Genomic DNA, 14,666 nt, shown 5'->3' with positions numbered 1-14,666 from the left:
AAAAGTTTTCGCGCCTGCGATCCACCTTGCGTTACGCCGCGTCGAACCGTCTAACGCGTGGTGGGGAACGCTCTGCGGAGGGCATCGGCATCACCCTGGAGTCGTCCCGCGGCGACGGCCTGGTCGACCGTGAGCGCGCCGGCCGCCAGTCCGACCACAACGTCCGCCGCTGCCGTCAGGATCGTGTCCGGCCGGCGGTCGGGCTGGGCATCCGCGCGCGGACCGTTCTCATCGACATGTACGACGAGGAGAACGCCCTCGACCTCGAAGCCAACCTCGACCGCGGGCGCAGCGGTCACGCCTCGAAGCAGCCCCGGCAGCGCGAGCACCAGCCAGCGCGGCTGGAACGAGTCGTCGCCACGCCCGCTCGCCAGCAACGGCGCGCCCCACCTGCCAAGCGCCTCCATCGGCTCCCGAAGCTCCGCGCCCCACGGCGTCAGGGCATAGCGGACGCCCGTATCGCCAAGCTGCCGCTCGACGATCCCGTTCTCCTCAAGGCTCCGCAGCCGCTCGGCCAAGAGGTTGGTCGCGATCCCCACGAGGGATGCCTTCAGCTCGTTGTAGCGCTGCGGACCGGGAAGCAACTCGCGCACGATCAGCAGGTTCCAGCGGTCACCCACCACGTCCAACGCGCGGGCGAGTCCGCAGAACTGCCGGTAGGAGCGACCGCAAGGGCGCTTGACATTTTCTATCACGGTTGATTTTATCAATCACGCGGTCCCTGCGCCAGGCTTCGAATGGCCCTTCGAGGGCAGACGATCAAGGAGTTGTTTATGGAGATCAACTGGCTGGGCATCGTGCTCGCGATCGTGGCCGGCATGGCCGTCGCAAGCATCTGGTACGGCAAGGCCTTCCTCGCCACCTGGTGGAACCTGACCGGCATAACGCCCGAGCAGTCCAAGCAGGCCAGCCGACGGAACATGGTCCAGCTCCTGATCGCCAACACCGTGACCGCGATCGGCCTGGCAATCGCCATCGAAACCGCATTCGAGGCCGCCGACAACGATTCAGTCTGGCTAGCCCTGCTGGTGGCTCTCGTGGCGTGGCTGACCTTCTCGGCGACCACGCTCCTCCAGCACAACGCCTTCGAACTGAAGCCCCCGAAGCTGACCCTGCTCAACACCAGCTACCAACTAGCCCTCTTCCTAGCCATGTCCCTCCCCCTCGCCCTCCTCTGACGCCCACGCCAACGGTAGGCGTACAACGCGGCGATTCCCGGGGTGGTGCAAAGGAGATGCCACCCGAGCAAGCTTCGGTGGTCGGTCGCGCCCAAGCTCCTCGGCTGAGGTGGCGCTACTGCTCGGTGTCGGCGGTGCTGCTGGCCGGCGGCCGGTGCGGTGGCGCCAGCGGGATTCCCAGCTCGGCAGCCTTGGCCTCAATGGCCTGCCCACTTCGGCCAAGCCGCACCGCGATCAACCCAGTCGGGGTGTTCCCCTTGGCCAGCGCCCGCAGCTGCTCGATCTCGGCGTCCGACCACGCTCTACCGCCGCCATCGGTCGACTTCGTTTCTGCCATCGCCGCACTCCGATCTAGTTGCCCTACGCATCAAGTTCCCACATCGCCAGCCCCCAGATGCGCATTTACGCGAGATTGCGCGAACGAGTCCCGCGCATTAGTCGGTGCCTGGCCGAAGTGGAAGCCGTCGCGGATGCCTACTGGCCGAGGACTGGGCAGGTCTTCGTCAGGTACGCCGGACCGTGCGCTCGGACGGCGTCAGAAGCCCCGAGCGCCCCCACCTGGAACAGTTCCTTTGGACGGATTCGGCTGAGTGCGAGGCGGCAGGTGAATTGCTTGTCAGGTCAGGGTCTGGAGGACGGTTTGGGGGGATTCGACGTGGGCGTTGTGGCCTAGGGCGGCGAGCGTTAGGACCTTGTCGTGCAGGGCGTTGAGTTGGGCCTCGGTGTTCATGGGGTCGAGTTCGCCGCGGGCTAGCACGGTTTCGGCTTGGCTTTCGCGCAGGAGCGTCTCCATGTCCGGTGCTCCGACCCCGAACGTGCGGGAATCCATCGCCAGCCGCCATCGTCCGCCTTCGGACACGAGCCCATGGTCGACCTGAGGGTCGTCCGGTTCCACCAAACCCACGAGTCCTGATACTCGAAGGAATCGAGCCGCCGCTTCGGCCCTGGAGTCGAACCACGCCGTCGGTCGTTCAGCGAGGGCGGTAGCCTTGGCAAGTTCGTCGGCGCTCCACGCGACCTTGACACCAAGCGCCACCGCCCGATCCACCTGTACGCCGTACCGCCCGCTTGCCAAAGCTAGAGCGATCACTCCACCCAGCGAGTGGCCGACAGCCACTAACCCGTCCGAAGGAAGTTGTGGCGCCAGGGCGGCCGTCATCGAGTCAAAGCTGTACGACGACAGTGGCGGCGCTGACCCGTGTCCAGGAAGGTCCGGCGCCATCCACCGGCCGGGCCACGTGGCGTCGAGCAGATCTCCCCAGCCGTCCCAAACCCGCCCGGTCGCCCCGAGCCCGTGGATCAGTAGCAGCGTCTGGCGCCCACTTTTCATTGGACAAGCCTGACACGCCGCGACAGCCGAAGTAGGCGGCACGCGACTGGCAATCCTTGGCCAGCCTGCTACCGCCTGAGCCCGACTAGCTGCGGGAAGCCGCCTCAGCTGCCACCGCCCCGACTAGCTGCGGGGAGCCGCGTCTGCCGCCACAACCTCGTCTATGTGTACGGGTTGTCGAAGTACGCCGTACCGCCGCCAACGAACTCGCCTGCGGTTACGCCGTCCGCATCGCCGCCACCGCCGTCGCGCTCGCGGAGCATCACCCACACGCGGGCGATGCGCTTGGTGCTGGTGAAGGTGTACGAGGCACGGTGGATCACGCCGTTGTCGCAGCCGTTCGTGTCCGCGACGACGGCGCGGTCCGTACGGCTTCCGTCGCGGAACTGGATCCGGAGCAGCACGTAGGCGCCCTCGCCGTCGCCCCTCCGCCCGCTGGCGGTGTAGCGGCAGTAATCGATGACGTTCGTGTCCCGGAGTCTGATGGTGGTAGCCCCGGTGTAGCGCAGGTACGTCGTTGTCCGCGCGGCGCCGTCATTGTCATCGCTCGGCGCCTTGGTCGTCGACCGATTGGCGATCTTGTCGGCTGCATAAGCCGACGCCGGCATCACGACAGCGCCCCCGAGCGCCATCGCGCCCGCGAGTGCCATCGCCCCCACCGACCTGCCCATATTCCGGTTCATGTGTCCCTCCAAAGGTGCCGTCTATACGTCGAAACCACGTCTTTCCCCGCTGGAGTCAAGTCCAGCGGCGCGCGGCCAGCGCAAACCACTCCCACCGCCCCGGCCGGCAGGAGTTCGCAAAACGCAAGGCCACAGCAATTCAGCAGACGGCGCAGACCGATCCGTGGTTCCACTCCGAGAGGGTGAATTGCATCGGCCATGCGTCCTGGCCTGCCGGGCGGCCACGGACAAACTGGATTGATCTCGGCCGTGCTGCGGCTGGGAGTGACTTGCGGGACCGATAGCATCGCCGCCATGCACTACACGCCCATGGGTAGCCGCGTCATCGTCTGGTCAGCCGTGATCGGCTTGGTCTTCACCGTCGTCGGCCTCGTGCTGCGGCCGGTGAACATCGACTTTGCAGTAGGCGCGTTCCTGCTTGCCTTGGGAGGTTTCGGCCTGGCCGGCTACGGCCTGTGCGAACGCCTCGTCTTGCGCCTGTCGAGCCGCTAACACCAAGCGCGGGCAGCAACCGCCGAATGGCATTTCGTTGTCCACGGCCGTCTTGGCCGGTGCCGCGGCCGGATCAGCCCGGCTTGACCGCCAGGGTTGCGAAGTAGCTCGACATGTATTGGCCGGATGGGTTGGAGTGGTCCGGCGCTTCTGCGAAGCCGGTGATCACGAACCCCGCGCCGAGTTGCCCGCCGATCTGCTCGGTGAGGGTGTGACTGTATTCAAGAGCCGCATCCGCGCCGAATTTCGTCGCGCGTTCCTCAGCGGAGTACTGCGTGACATCGCTGTAGGGCAGCTTGTGTACGACAACCAACTCGCCGCGCGCATCGAGGGCCTCGTGGTCGAACAGATACACATCAGGGTTGAGGAACCCCGCGAGCAGAGTGCCGCCCGGTCGCAGGACGCGGAAGCACTCACGCCAGACCGGCGCCAGGTCGGGTACGAACAAGTTCGAGACCGGCTGAAACACGACGTCAAACGCTCCGTCACCGAAGGCGCTGAGATCGCGCATGTCGCCCAGGACCGTGCGCAACTCAAGTCCGTCGCGCGCCGCCACCATCTGGTCCTGACCGAGCTGACGGGGCGAGTTGTCGAACACCGTGACCCTCGCCCCCGCGGCGGCGAGGATCGGACCTTGCTGACCACCACCCGACGCCAGGCACAACACGTCCTTGCCAGTCAGGTCCGCCGGCAGCCAGGAACGGTCAACCGGCTCACGCCCAACGAGCACAATCGACCAGTCGCCCCTGCGAGCGCGCTCGACATCCTCAGCACTCACCGGCCGCGACCACTCGCTGCCCTCCTCGACGTACTTGTCCCAAGCTGCCCGATTATGAGCACCGGCATCGACAATCTCCTGCACGTTCAACTCCCTACAGCAGCAGTACCGACCGATCAGTGCCGCAAGCCAACACGACCGCCAGTGCAGGCTCAACGAAATCGGCGACCGCCGACGTGCCACCGGCCTCCGACGGCCAGCCAGACCACGGTGGCCTCTTCCGGTCCGTCTCAGCCGACCGATGCGGCGCTTGAGTCACGGAACGAGTCACGTACGTGCCGAGATCAGTGTGAGTATCCCGGGCAACCCTTTGACCTGCGGGTTCTTCGGTGGGGCGGGTGGGACTCGAACCCACGACCCAGGGATTCGCGGGCACTCACCTAACCTGGCATCATCATTGCTCATGATTCGCCTTATCTATAAGGCAAATCGACCCTGCTGGACTCGCCCGAGCATCAGCAGCGATCAGTGCGATTCAGGCGGGATCACGGCGTAGGTTGGTAACGCTGTTGGTAACGGAACTGCGAGGCTCAGAGGTGCGTGGCGATGTGCGATCGGTTGCCCATGAAGTCGCGCCCGAGGTAGACCTTGGCGGTCATCGAGGGGTCAGCGTGACCGAGCTGGTCGGCAATGTCGGATAGGGCGACACCGGCCTTGTCGAGCCTCGTCGCGACGGTGCGGCGGAACGTGTGGGAGATTGCCCAGCTCATTCCTGCGCCGTTCAGGATGACCCGGACGGCTTTGTTGGAGTTCGAGGCACTCCACTTGCGGTCATGATCCTTGGTGAAGCTCGGCGCGGCGAATACCAGCCCCTCGGTGCCGAGCCTCTCGGCCCTAGCCTGCATCCGGGCGGCTAGCCAATCCGGCAGAGGAACCATTCGCCTCGAACCGAGCGTCTTGGTTCCGTGGATATCGGCTTGCGAGTCCTGGATGTAGAGCTGGTCCCAGCGGATCGAGCGGGCCTCGTCGATCCGCACCCCGGTGCCGGCCATGAAGGCCAGCAGGTCAGCGACGGCTTCCCACTTGCGGACTGTTCTCGGATCGAGCCCCGGGCGCCGCGCGTACTCATCAGCGTAGGCGAGCACGATGTCCCGCTCTTCGGCGGTGAAGGCACGCTGGTGGTCTCGCTGGTCTTTGGCTGCCACGACCTTGGGTGTCTGTGACTTCACCTTACGGACCTGGAGCATCGCGTTGGACGTCAGTGGCCCTGCTTCGACAGCCATGCGGATGATGCCGCTGACGACACTCTTGGCTAGGTGGGCCGCGCCGGTGCCGTGGTTGTCGGCGACCTTTTGCAGGAACGCCAGCAGACGCTGTGGATCGTTGGCCTGACGGAGGGTGAGCCCTCGAATCGTTGATCCCTCCGCCTCGACGTAGCGGCGAAAGCCGCCCTTGTAATCCCTGACGGTGTTCTCGCTGAGCTTGGAGTCCGTGCGGGAAATCTGCTCGATCCAATACCGCCCTGCGGCGACCACGGTCATCGACGCCGTGATCGCGTTCTCGCCGCCCCTCAGGTGCTCCTCGATTGCCTGCTCGACAGCCTCAATCGCGGCGCGCTTAGTCTGACCGAAGCGGGAGATATCGACAGTCGTTCCGTCGTAGCCCTTGACCCGGCCGCGCGCCCGCCAGCGCCCCGCGCTTCTGGCGTTGGGGGCCCGCTTCCAAGAGCCAGCCGTGTCGCGCTTCTGTGGAACGGCCTCGATCTCGCCGTGCTCCCCGAGTCCTAACGAACGTGCCATCGTCCTCCTTTGCTTGGCTAGTCATTCCGCATTGGGTCACTCCGTTCCGGTCCCGACAGCGCTCCGCTTTTCGAATGCCTGAATGTCTTCCAGGCGATAGCGGATCAGCCCGCCGAGTCGCAGGTATCTGGGTCCTTTGGCATCGCTGCGCAGGTTGGCCAGGTGGCCTGTGGACACCAGCCACCGTTCGGCCAAGTCGATGGGTCGCAGATGTGCCGTCGTGTGATCGCACGGGTGCGCTGATGGCATGGCGCCTCCTAGTCCGTGAGCTGTGTTTCGTGTCCGCAGACCAGGCATTCGGCGTCGATGCAGTCGCGGAACCATGGGGTGGTGGTGTGCGGGGTGTCGTCACCGCAGTGAGCGCAGTACAGGTCGCGCTCGTCGACGCCGAGTGGTTCGGCCGGCTGATACCAGGCGGTGGTGACGCTGAGACTCACGCGTCACCACCGCTGGCTTGCCCGGTTTTCCAGATGAAGCCCCAGTCCGCGGGCGGTTCGGTGTCTGGGTGGTCTTTGAACCACTGCTGGCGGCGTTGCAGCTCACGCTCGGGCTCGGACCTCAAGGAGGCTTCTGCGGCTTCTCTGACCTGTTTGCGGGCCGCGTAGTAGGCGGCGGGCGTTCCGTGATGCACCGGCACGGTCCAGGCGCGGAACGTCTCGTGTGTCTGGGGCGAATAGGTGAGCGCGTAGGCGTCTTTGTCGGCCTGGTTCACGGTGGCGTACCAGCCGAGCGCGACCCGGTTCGAGGCCGCTTCGTCGGCATCGATGGGGCCGGTCTTCCAGTGGAGCTGTCCGACGACGGTGTACTTGGCTTTGGCTTCGAAGATCGCGAGCGCGGCTTCGAGGGCAGCTAGTGCCGCCGTGGCCATGTCGGCATGGTCCTTGTTGAGAACCGTGACCATTTTGGCGATATCGCGTTTGCCGATGCTCAAGGCCATCAGGCGCTGGCTCCGGCCATCCCTTCATCATCAACATCGGGCGGAGGTGCCGTAGCCGCTTCGGTATCCCGCTGGGTTGCGACGTGGTCGGCCATGCCGTCGCCGTCGACGATCAGCATCCGCCAGGGTGCGGGGACCCGCTCGCCGTTGGGTGTGTGCAGGCTGACCTCGTCCCAGGCCAGGTCGATCGCGTCGACAAGGGTTTGGGCGTCGCTGTAGGCGGTGGTGAGGTTGATCGAGGCGGTGATGCCGCCGTCGTCGGTGAACAGCCGCACGGCCTCGTTGGGGTGCCAGGCGGCGTGCTGGACGATCGTTGCGGCCACGGCCGGCGCGAAGGTGTACTGCAATTCGATGTACTTGCGGACGAGGTTGGTCAAACGCTTCTCCTTGGCGTTGCGGGATATGGAAACGGCCAGCCGGGTAAGGGCTGGCCGCCGTATGAGTCAGTGAGGGTCAGGATGTCCAGCGGGTGATCTGGTCGCGTTCGGCATCGGTGGGTGGGTCGAAGCCGATGAGCCAGGTCAGGGGTATCGAGATGAGGCTCTGGTCGACGGCGTGACGCAGGATCGCGGTGGTGTGGACGTGGTTGACGCTCCAGGCGAGGCCGAGCCAGTGGGCGGTGAGCCGCTTGGTGCGGTGCGGGATGCGGGTTTCGGGGTCGGCCCAGCCGGGCCGCCGGATGGTGACGGTGACGAGGCCGTCTGGATCGCAGGCCCGGGTTGCCTCGAATCCTGTTTCGGCTCGGCGGCGATGGCTCGGCAGCCTGGCTAGCGACCTAGGCACCGCTCACCAGCCTTCACCGCCATAAGTGCGGATCGGTTCGGGGCAGATGGTGCAGTCCTCGTCAGTGCAGTAGTCGGTGTTGTGGTGCTTGGCGGGGTCCCAGGGGCCAGCGGCTGGGTGGCGGTTCACGAACTGCCGTTCCAGCCAGGCGGCGCGGTCTTCGACCTCGAAGACGTTGGTCTTGAGCCCGATGTGTGCTGTCACGTCGTCGAGTGTGATCGGCATTGGCCCGTCCTGGTTGTGCACGATCGCGCCTTTGATGAGTTCGAATATCTGGATGCGGGCGTAGAACTCGGGGGCAAGTTCGGCAGTGATCACGGGGCCGATGCCGGTGAACATGGTGGCGAAGATCAGGGCTTCGGTGACTGGGTTCATCCGGGTGCCGGCCTCGGTGGTGATCGAGCAAACCTGTTCGCGGTTCTTGATTCTGGTGAGGTCGAAGTTCAGGCCCATGTGACTCCTTCCCCTTCTCGTAGTGCTGCTGCGAGGTGATCGAGCAGGTCGGTGGAGGTCTCGTTGAGGTCGGCTCGCCGCTCGTCGACCTTCGCGTTCAGGTTGAGACCGCTGGCGGCGGCGTCTTCCTCCAATTCGGCAAGGTCGGCGTACTCGCGCTGCAAGTCGTCGTAGCGGCCGAACAGCATCACCAGCTCGGGATTCATTGCGGCATCTCGGTTTCGGTGATGCTGATGTGCCGGTCGGTGATGGCCTCGCGGTAGTGGTCGGGTGAGATCAGGAACCGTGTTTCGGCGTCGCGTTCGGCAGCCTCCAGGCTGGCGGCCTCGAATCTCATCCGGAACTGGTGGACTTCGGTAATGTCGGCTTCGAAGTGCGGCAGAGGGAACCTCCTTGCGGTAGTAGTTGGGCAGGACGGGCGCGGCGATGGTGTTGCTGTACGTGCGTGCCATGCCGGCGCGAGCGTGCGAGAGCGTTGGCTGGTCTTCGAAACGGCATGATGTGCTTATGGGCATCAGCATTAACGTCCGCGAGTACACAGGAGCGCTGGTCGACTCTTGGGGAGACGACGGCACCGTTGCCGAGCTTTGCGAACTAGCGGCAGAACAGCCAGATAAGTACCCCTTGCTTTGGGGCGTCGATAGGTACGACGACACCTACTTCAACGCACGCCAGGCAGTGAGGATGTTGACAGAGCTCGAATTGCTATCGGGCCAGCCCGAGGCTGTGCGTTTTCGTGAAACGATCGTCCAAATACTGCGGGTTGTCTCATTGCTGGAACCGGCACCGCGACGCCCTCACCACCGACGCCTCCACTTCAGCGGTGACTAGTCGCAGTGGGCTATCGGGGAGCGAGCCTCACGTGGTCCGCTTGTAGGGCGGTCAGGGCCAAACAGCTTGGGCACCGCAGGTCTGGCAGACGAACCCGGCAGGTGGGAAGTCGTCGCAGGCGGTGCAGGTGACAGGGCTCAGCATCGTCTCGATCTCGACGCCGAGCCGGGTGGCTATGCGGTAGGCGTCATCGAGATGGATGCGCCGTTTACCGGACTCGAACCGGGACAGCGTGCTGGCTGTGTACAGCTTGGTGCCGGGGATGCGTTCGTTGATCGAGGCAGCCAAGGTGGCGAGGCTGTGGCCGCGGGCGGTACGGCGTTGCCGCATCCGCACTGCGAAGGTGCCTTCGGCATCGAGCATCCTGGTTCAGCCTTTCGCGGCGTGTTCCAGGTGGGTGGTGTAGGCCTCGAGTGCTGCCTGTTCGGCATGGTCGATGCCGTAGTACCCGTAGCAGTCCTCGACCATTTCCCAGGTCTCGCGGTAGTCGTCGTGATCGGCGAGCCGCGATCGCGGTTCGCCGTCTGAGTTGAGCCGGCCCCAGGCCGCACGTTCCTCGATCACGTAGCCGTAGACGTGGCCAGTAGCCCACTGGTGGTACGTCTCGGCGTCAGCCGCAGCGATCTCCTCTGCGCCGTCACCGAAGACGTGGGCGTCAATGTCGACGGTGCTGATCAGCGCGAAGTGGGTCGAGTCCGGCTGTACGTTGACTTGGCGGAAGCCGCGCACGCCCAGGAAGATCCGCGCGTACCGCTCAACCAGGTCGTAATCACGCCTGTACCGCTCCACTGCACGCCGCACATGCCGCCCCCAGCCGAAGGTGTCGTTGTGGTCGGTGTAGCGGTGATCGGCGCTGATGATGGCGGCTTCGATGAAGTCCGGGAAGTCGTTGTTGCCGTCGTACACGAGCCGGACCCGCAGTGTGTCGGACTCGCGCACCACCAGGTCGTCGCTCACCAGTCGTTGCCGCGTGTGCCGCGTCCGTTGCCCATGTACTTGGGGTCCCAGCAGGGCTGGTCCTCGTGGCAGACCGGCGAGGTCTTGGCCAGCTGGGCGAGCCGCTTGTAGACGGCCTTGGCGCGGTGGCGGCAGGCCTTGGACTTCACCGGCGTTACGCCGCATCGCTTGAAGGTGACGACGATCGGTGCGTAGGTCGTCTTCGAGCCGTCTGCCCATCGCACGAGGTATCCGCGCCGGTGGCTGCCGTAGACGCCGGTGAGCTGCTTGGTCACTGCTGCGGTGCTGGCCGCGGTGCTGTTGGCCGTCGCCGTGGTGGCGGTGGCGTCACCGCAGGCGGTGAATGCGGTGAGGCTCAGGCCGGCGGTGGCGATCAGGGTCGTGATGGTCTTCAGGTTCACGTGTAGTCCTCTCGGTTGATGCGGTTCAGGCGGTTACGGGCGGCGCGGTAGGTGCGACGGCGGACGGTTTCGGTTTTGGCCTGCGGGGTGTTCTTGCGGGTGGCGCGCTTCAAGGCGAAGAACTCCTTTCGTTGCTGATGGCAGGACTCAGCAGCACACGGAGCCAAAGGGCATGGCGGTGCGCTGAACGGTGTGCGGTGGTGGTCGGGCTATGTGCCCGGAAGGGTTAGTGCCGGGTGTAGCGGCAGCGCGCGCTGCGGCGGGGCTGGAACGGGTATGGGTCGCTGCACCAGGTCCAGGTCTCAGCAGGGCTACCCGGATCGGTCACGGGCTCGCTGTCGGTTGCGGGATCGTCCTGGTCGCAGTCATCGCCGCTTTCTGGCTCCTGGTCGCTGAATAGCGTGTAGTAGTGCAGCGGCTCGTCGCCGTCCGGATCACCGAACGCACCGTGGTAGAGAAACACGGTTGCTTCGTTGCCGTCGTCTTGGCTGGACGGGAACAGGTAGATGTACTCGGTCGTCCCGTCAGGCGAGGCGACCTCGAACCCGACCGCGTAGCCGTCAGACCAGGACGTGTAGACGTGTCCAGCCGGGTCGATGATCGCTGCGGCGGTCTGTTCATCGTGATTGGTCAAAGCCAGGCCTCGGTGGCCTCGATCGCGTGCTTCACATCGTGAGAGGTGTCGTTGCTTGTCAGGATCTCCACGTCGGCATCGACCTGGACGGCGTGGCCGCTGCCACCACCGACAAGAGCGATCAACGCGTCACCGTCCTCACTGGCCGACAGATGCGGTGCACGATGCTCGATCGCGTCCGCAATCTCGGTTCCGATCCGCCAGCCACCGTGGGCGTAGTTGTCGGCGAACACGTACGCCTCGAACTGTGCCGATGCCGTGACGCGAACCCGCATCACTGGTCGATCGTCGTAGCGCATCTCCGCATCCGGTGCCATCGGCAGTAACGTCAGCGCCATAGATCCTCCTTCATGGTCATGATTCAGGGGTGTCGACGAGCCCGTAAACGAAGGGACTCCTCGCAGTGCTGCTGATCGGATGTGGCGGCCTCGGCCAGTCGGTTTTCTGGGCCGTAGGTTTCCTGGAGGATCGCGCCAATCTCGTCCCAGTCGATCCGGTCGTCGTCCACGTGACTGGCCAGCCGTTCCGGCGCCTCGGCGTCTTCTCCCGTGTGGGCGGTCAGGATGTGACCGGCAACATCGCCGTCTCCCAGAGCCCCTAGAAGGTTCGCCAGGCTGTTCGCCTCGTCGCAGGTCATCCGGGTTGCCAATTCGTCAACCAGGAGAGTGGTGCCCCAGATGTCGCGGAACTCGTCCAGGGCATCGCCCAGGCCGGCCAGTCGAGCGAAGTGGTCAGCGAACTCGGTCATGCGGGTATTGCTCATCGCGTGCCTCCTTTTCAGTTGAGGTGTCGTCTCGCGGCTGTCATCGGGCACCGGCCAGGATCGCTATCACGGCCTCGGCACGCTCGACCGGTACACCGGTGGCGGTGATGTCCACTGCTGCGCCGTGTCGTAGCACTTTCGCGCGGCCGGAACCGGCTCGGCTGCTCCACGACACCGCGTGCGGGTCAGGTGTCACTGGATGCACTAGTGGTAGCGCCAGGAGCTGCTGGACCGCGACGAGGCGGTCAGACGGTGTCGAAGACATAGATTCCGCCGGCGGGTGCCGTGACGTCGTACAGGTCGTGGAACAACTGCCCGGCGGCCTCGTCCCAGTCGATGCAGTCTAGCGGCCACGACACGATGCCTGATGGGATCAAGCCGGATTCGCGGGCGTGGTCTTCGGCGTAGTCGGCGATGCTGTCCCACTGGCCGAGGTAGGCGGCTTCGCAAACCTCCAAGTCGACCGCGACCAGGTCATCGCCGGTGCATTGGGCGTAGCCGAGGACCGCGTCCAGTGGAACCCCGCAGTTGTCGACCTGTTCGCAGAACTCGGCCAGCTCTTGGGCCTGGAATGGTGAGCACTCACCGTTCAGCGGCAGACCTTCGTGGTCCATCACCCACCATTCCTCGTGCCGCGACACCCCGTCCCACGGGTCCTCAGGGACGAGCCGGGCTAGGTCGGCATGTGCCCTCGCCCGCCACTCAAGGGTGCTTGTGGTGTCGTCGGCGGTGATCGCGTCGACCCAGTCGCCCACCGATCGGCCCTGGCTGTAGCAGGCAACACAGCCCACCCATACGCGCGATTCAGTCACGCCGCATCACCGGCCGCTGCTTTCACAGGCGCATAGCTACAGTCGACCGGTCGGCCATGGTGAAACCCATGGCAGTGGATCTCACCGAGTACACGGTCAGGCGCGCTCAATCGGCGGCGCAGGTCGGCCTCGTCAGCATCGATCCGTGCCGCGTAGAGCGATTCGTAGTGCGGCTGGTCGTCGTAAGGTGAATCCAGGCTCGGGAAGGTGCGGTTCCATAACCGGCCTGCCAAGCCGTACCCGGCGCTGTTCAGCGGTGCCGCTAGGGCTGCTTCGAGCAACGCGCACAACATCTCGGCATCGGTCGCCAGACGCGTATCCGTACCGGCAGCGACACGTTCCAGCAGTTCACGGCAATGCGCGCTGAACGCACGGTGACGCCCGCCCAGTGGCGGCGTCGGCTGCAGCAAGCTCATCGAGTGCCACAACGTGTCTGCGCTGTCAGGGTGGCGGCGCATCGCGGCGCGGATCTCGTCTTCAGCCTCATCCAGTTGGTCGAACAGGCCAAAGATGGCCGCCGCGTCGGAGCCGAGGAGAGCCTTCATCGCGTCAACGTTCACAGCGGTTCCCCGGCTGCCCGGCGCGGTCACGCGGCAGCCAGTTCGGCGCGCAGCAGGCGGGCCAGCAGCGCGGCGGCGCGCTCCTTGAAGTCCGGCCAGCGGCCCGACACGGCCGACTCGCATTCGAAGTCGTAGGCGGGTAGCTGCTCGAACCACAGATCGGTCAACCGCTCATCGCTGACCTGCGCCAGGTCCCGGCCCGTGATCGCTTCGAACGGGTCCCTGATCTCGCTACGCAGATCGAACACACCGGCGTGATCCCAGACCTCGCGCTCGATCAGTTGCCCTACCTGCGACAGGTGCTCTTCGTCGTACACCGGGTACTCGTCACGCAACCGGGCAAACAGCTCCACCAGGTGCGCGGCGTCGTCGGTGTCGGCATCCACTGCGGCAGGTGACGCGATCAGTTCGCGATAGCCGTACTCGCCGACCATCCGCACGAACACCTGGCCATAGTCACGCAGCAATGCGCTGTGATTCGCACGCTGGACATCACTGCCGCCGTAGTCACTCCACCCGGTCTCCGGGACCAGATAGCCCACTAGGTAGCTGTCGTCGACCGGCTGGAAACACACCTGGTTCGGCCACAGCACGTCGCGATCCCACGCGGTATCGCCGTCCCATACCTCATCGAAGCCCACCGGCTTCCACGAGTTGCCGACCAACTGGCCGTACGTGTGCAGCGAACCGGTCGAATACACCGCAGTCAAGTCGTGTTTAGGCATAGCTCCGCCCTTCAAAAGGTCAACGAAACAAGGAAGAAAGTCAGATTGGCTTGGCATCATCAGCGGGCAGGGAGCCACCACACCCGAACCGCGAGAACACCCCCGTTGGAATCCTCGCGGTTTCGCCACACAGCACCCCTGTGTCAGAGGCTCTGCGCGCCGTTCTGAGGGTCGATCCGCCGCACTCGAACCGGGTGCTTCACACCATCAGTGAGACGCATCCTGTTGCGCAGCGAAGCTGCTTTGCGGATACGTGTTGGGCCGTGTGGGTGGCGGTTGTAGACAGGGTCAGTCATGGCAGAGCTCTCCTAGGGACTCGAACCCGATCGCAGTGATCGAGCAACCAATGAGGGCAATGCAGCGGCCCAGAACAGGCCAGAAGAGTTGCGAGGTACCTGCTGTCCGGTTCGACCGGTCTATCGCTTGACGCCGTGCACCAGCTGTCACCCGATGCACCTAACGCCTGCCCAGCAGGCCAACAAGAACCGCTAGTTAGCGGCTCACCCGGTCACGGTCGGGGCGTACTCGTGTCGCCACCATCACCGCCGTACTCCTGCGGTGGTGCTGGGTCACTATCGTTCCCCGTTCCCGTTCCGGGTGAGCCGCCGCT

Annotated in this window: 25 protein-coding genes; 3 read left to right on the top strand and 22 right to left on the bottom strand. The window is 65.0% G+C overall.

Translation table 11 applies throughout. The features are described 5' to 3' along the window. Positions 1-50 precede the first annotated feature (50 nt). Positions 51-695, bottom strand: a complete 645-nt coding sequence (locus ACFFGN_RS02215; RefSeq protein ID WP_380043533.1) for a winged helix-turn-helix transcriptional regulator — start codon at positions 693-695, stop codon at positions 51-53. Positions 696-773: 78 nt separating this feature from the next. Between ACFFGN_RS02215 and ACFFGN_RS02210 the strand changes: the two genes are divergently transcribed. Further along, a complete protein-coding gene (locus tag ACFFGN_RS02210; protein WP_380043532.1) occupies positions 774-1,178 on the top strand; it encodes a DUF1761 domain-containing protein in 405 nt (134 codons plus the stop codon). A gap of 115 nt (positions 1,179-1,293) precedes the next feature. Here ACFFGN_RS02210 and ACFFGN_RS02205 read toward each other — a convergent pair whose 3' ends face one another. The 3 genes from ACFFGN_RS02205 to ACFFGN_RS02195 form a co-directional block, all read right to left on the bottom strand. Further along, positions 1,294-1,515 carry a hypothetical protein gene (locus ACFFGN_RS02205; protein WP_380043531.1) on the bottom strand — a complete coding sequence of 74 codons (222 nt, stop codon included), beginning with the start codon at positions 1,513-1,515 and terminating at the stop codon, positions 1,294-1,296. 279 nt (positions 1,516-1,794) lie between these two features. Beyond that, the gene (locus ACFFGN_RS02200; RefSeq protein ID WP_380043530.1) at positions 1,795-2,508 is read right to left on the bottom strand and encodes an alpha/beta fold hydrolase; all 714 of its coding nucleotides are present in this window, start codon (positions 2,506-2,508) and stop codon (positions 1,795-1,797) included. Between the two features lie 161 nt (positions 2,509-2,669). Next, on the bottom strand, positions 2,670-3,191 hold the full coding sequence (locus tag ACFFGN_RS02195) for a hypothetical protein (protein WP_380043529.1): 522 nt from the start codon (positions 3,189-3,191) through the stop codon (positions 2,670-2,672). Between the two features lie 294 nt (positions 3,192-3,485). Between ACFFGN_RS02195 and ACFFGN_RS02190 the strand changes: the two genes are divergently transcribed. Further along, positions 3,486-3,683, top strand: a complete 198-nt coding sequence (locus ACFFGN_RS02190; RefSeq protein WP_380043528.1) for a hypothetical protein — start codon at positions 3,486-3,488, stop codon at positions 3,681-3,683. A gap of 73 nt (positions 3,684-3,756) precedes the next feature. On the opposite strand, the gene ACFFGN_RS02185 is transcribed toward ACFFGN_RS02190, so the two are convergent. From ACFFGN_RS02185 to ACFFGN_RS02145, 9 genes are all read right to left on the bottom strand, one after another. After that, the gene (locus ACFFGN_RS02185) at positions 3,757-4,545 is read right to left on the bottom strand and encodes a class I SAM-dependent methyltransferase (RefSeq protein WP_380043527.1); all 789 of its coding nucleotides are present in this window, start codon (positions 4,543-4,545) and stop codon (positions 3,757-3,759) included. Positions 4,546-4,991: 446 nt separating this feature from the next. Beyond that, positions 4,992-6,200: a tyrosine-type recombinase/integrase gene (locus tag ACFFGN_RS02180; protein ID WP_380043526.1), complete on the bottom strand. Its 1,209-nt coding sequence runs from the start codon at positions 6,198-6,200 to the stop codon at positions 4,992-4,994. Between the two features lie 257 nt (positions 6,201-6,457). Next, complete coding sequence (locus ACFFGN_RS02175) at positions 6,458-6,637, bottom strand: hypothetical protein (RefSeq protein WP_380043525.1); 180 nt, start codon at positions 6,635-6,637, stop codon at positions 6,458-6,460. Next, the gene (locus ACFFGN_RS02170; protein ID WP_380043524.1) at positions 6,634-7,137 is read right to left on the bottom strand and encodes a hypothetical protein; all 504 of its coding nucleotides are present in this window, start codon (positions 7,135-7,137) and stop codon (positions 6,634-6,636) included. Before ACFFGN_RS02170 ends, ACFFGN_RS02175 begins: the two co-directional genes overlap by 4 nt. Continuing rightward, entirely contained in the window at positions 7,137-7,514 is a 378-nt protein-coding gene (locus tag ACFFGN_RS02165; RefSeq protein ID WP_380043523.1) for a hypothetical protein, read from the bottom strand. Before ACFFGN_RS02165 ends, ACFFGN_RS02170 begins: the two co-directional genes overlap by 1 nt. Before the next feature lie 76 nt (positions 7,515-7,590). After that, a complete protein-coding gene (locus ACFFGN_RS02160; RefSeq protein WP_380043522.1) occupies positions 7,591-7,920 on the bottom strand; it encodes a hypothetical protein in 330 nt (109 codons plus the stop codon). A 3-nt stretch (positions 7,921-7,923) separates the two neighbouring features. Then, positions 7,924-8,373 (bottom strand): hypothetical protein, encoded by a 450-nt coding sequence (locus tag ACFFGN_RS02155; RefSeq protein WP_380043521.1) that lies wholly within the window; start codon positions 8,371-8,373, stop codon positions 7,924-7,926. Further along, positions 8,364-8,579, bottom strand: coding sequence for a hypothetical protein (locus tag ACFFGN_RS02150; RefSeq protein WP_380043520.1), 216 nt, complete (start codon positions 8,577-8,579; stop codon positions 8,364-8,366). Before ACFFGN_RS02150 ends, ACFFGN_RS02155 begins: the two co-directional genes overlap by 10 nt. Then, on the bottom strand, positions 8,576-8,710 hold the full coding sequence (locus tag ACFFGN_RS02145; protein WP_380043519.1) for a hypothetical protein: 135 nt from the start codon (positions 8,708-8,710) through the stop codon (positions 8,576-8,578). The genes ACFFGN_RS02150 and ACFFGN_RS02145 overlap by 4 nt, the downstream gene beginning before the upstream one ends. Positions 8,711-8,880: 170 nt before the next feature. Here ACFFGN_RS02145 and ACFFGN_RS02140 point away from each other — a divergent pair, with 170 nt between their 5' ends. Next, positions 8,881-9,204 carry a hypothetical protein gene (locus tag ACFFGN_RS02140; protein WP_380043518.1) on the top strand — a complete coding sequence of 108 codons (324 nt, stop codon included), beginning with the start codon at positions 8,881-8,883 and terminating at the stop codon, positions 9,202-9,204. Between the two features lie 51 nt (positions 9,205-9,255). Here ACFFGN_RS02140 and ACFFGN_RS02135 read toward each other — a convergent pair whose 3' ends face one another. The 9 genes from ACFFGN_RS02135 to ACFFGN_RS02095 form a co-directional block, all read right to left on the bottom strand. After that, on the bottom strand, positions 9,256-9,567 hold the full coding sequence (locus ACFFGN_RS02135) for a helix-turn-helix domain-containing protein (protein ID WP_380043517.1): 312 nt from the start codon (positions 9,565-9,567) through the stop codon (positions 9,256-9,258). A gap of 6 nt (positions 9,568-9,573) precedes the next feature. Next, complete coding sequence (locus ACFFGN_RS02130; protein WP_380043516.1) at positions 9,574-10,161, bottom strand: hypothetical protein; 588 nt, start codon at positions 10,159-10,161, stop codon at positions 9,574-9,576. Next, positions 10,158-10,562, bottom strand: a complete 405-nt coding sequence (locus ACFFGN_RS02125) for a hypothetical protein (RefSeq protein WP_380043515.1) — start codon at positions 10,560-10,562, stop codon at positions 10,158-10,160. The genes ACFFGN_RS02130 and ACFFGN_RS02125 overlap by 4 nt, the downstream gene beginning before the upstream one ends. Before the next feature lie 226 nt (positions 10,563-10,788). Next, positions 10,789-11,196 (bottom strand): hypothetical protein, encoded by a 408-nt coding sequence (locus ACFFGN_RS02120; RefSeq protein ID WP_380043514.1) that lies wholly within the window; start codon positions 11,194-11,196, stop codon positions 10,789-10,791. Continuing rightward, positions 11,193-11,534 (bottom strand): hypothetical protein, encoded by a 342-nt coding sequence (locus ACFFGN_RS02115; RefSeq protein WP_380043513.1) that lies wholly within the window; start codon positions 11,532-11,534, stop codon positions 11,193-11,195. The genes ACFFGN_RS02120 and ACFFGN_RS02115 overlap by 4 nt, the downstream gene beginning before the upstream one ends. A gap of 23 nt (positions 11,535-11,557) precedes the next feature. Further along, positions 11,558-11,959 (bottom strand): hypothetical protein, encoded by a 402-nt coding sequence (locus tag ACFFGN_RS02110; protein WP_380043512.1) that lies wholly within the window; start codon positions 11,957-11,959, stop codon positions 11,558-11,560. 245 nt (positions 11,960-12,204) lie between these two features. Next, positions 12,205-12,771, bottom strand: coding sequence for an antirestriction protein ArdA (locus tag ACFFGN_RS02105; protein WP_380043510.1), 567 nt, complete (start codon positions 12,769-12,771; stop codon positions 12,205-12,207). After that, positions 12,768-13,331, bottom strand: coding sequence for a hypothetical protein (locus ACFFGN_RS02100; protein WP_380043509.1), 564 nt, complete (start codon positions 13,329-13,331; stop codon positions 12,768-12,770). Before ACFFGN_RS02100 ends, ACFFGN_RS02105 begins: the two co-directional genes overlap by 4 nt. A gap of 26 nt (positions 13,332-13,357) precedes the next feature. Next, entirely contained in the window at positions 13,358-14,056 is a 699-nt protein-coding gene (locus ACFFGN_RS02095; RefSeq protein WP_380043508.1) for a hypothetical protein, read from the bottom strand. Positions 14,057-14,666 lie beyond the last annotated feature (610 nt).

The organism is Kribbella deserti, assembly GCF_042434725.1.
In the GTDB taxonomy this organism is placed as follows: domain Bacteria; phylum Actinomycetota; class Actinomycetes; order Propionibacteriales; family Kribbellaceae; genus Kribbella; species Kribbella deserti.
This window is presented reverse-complemented; position numbering and strand designations above follow the sequence as displayed.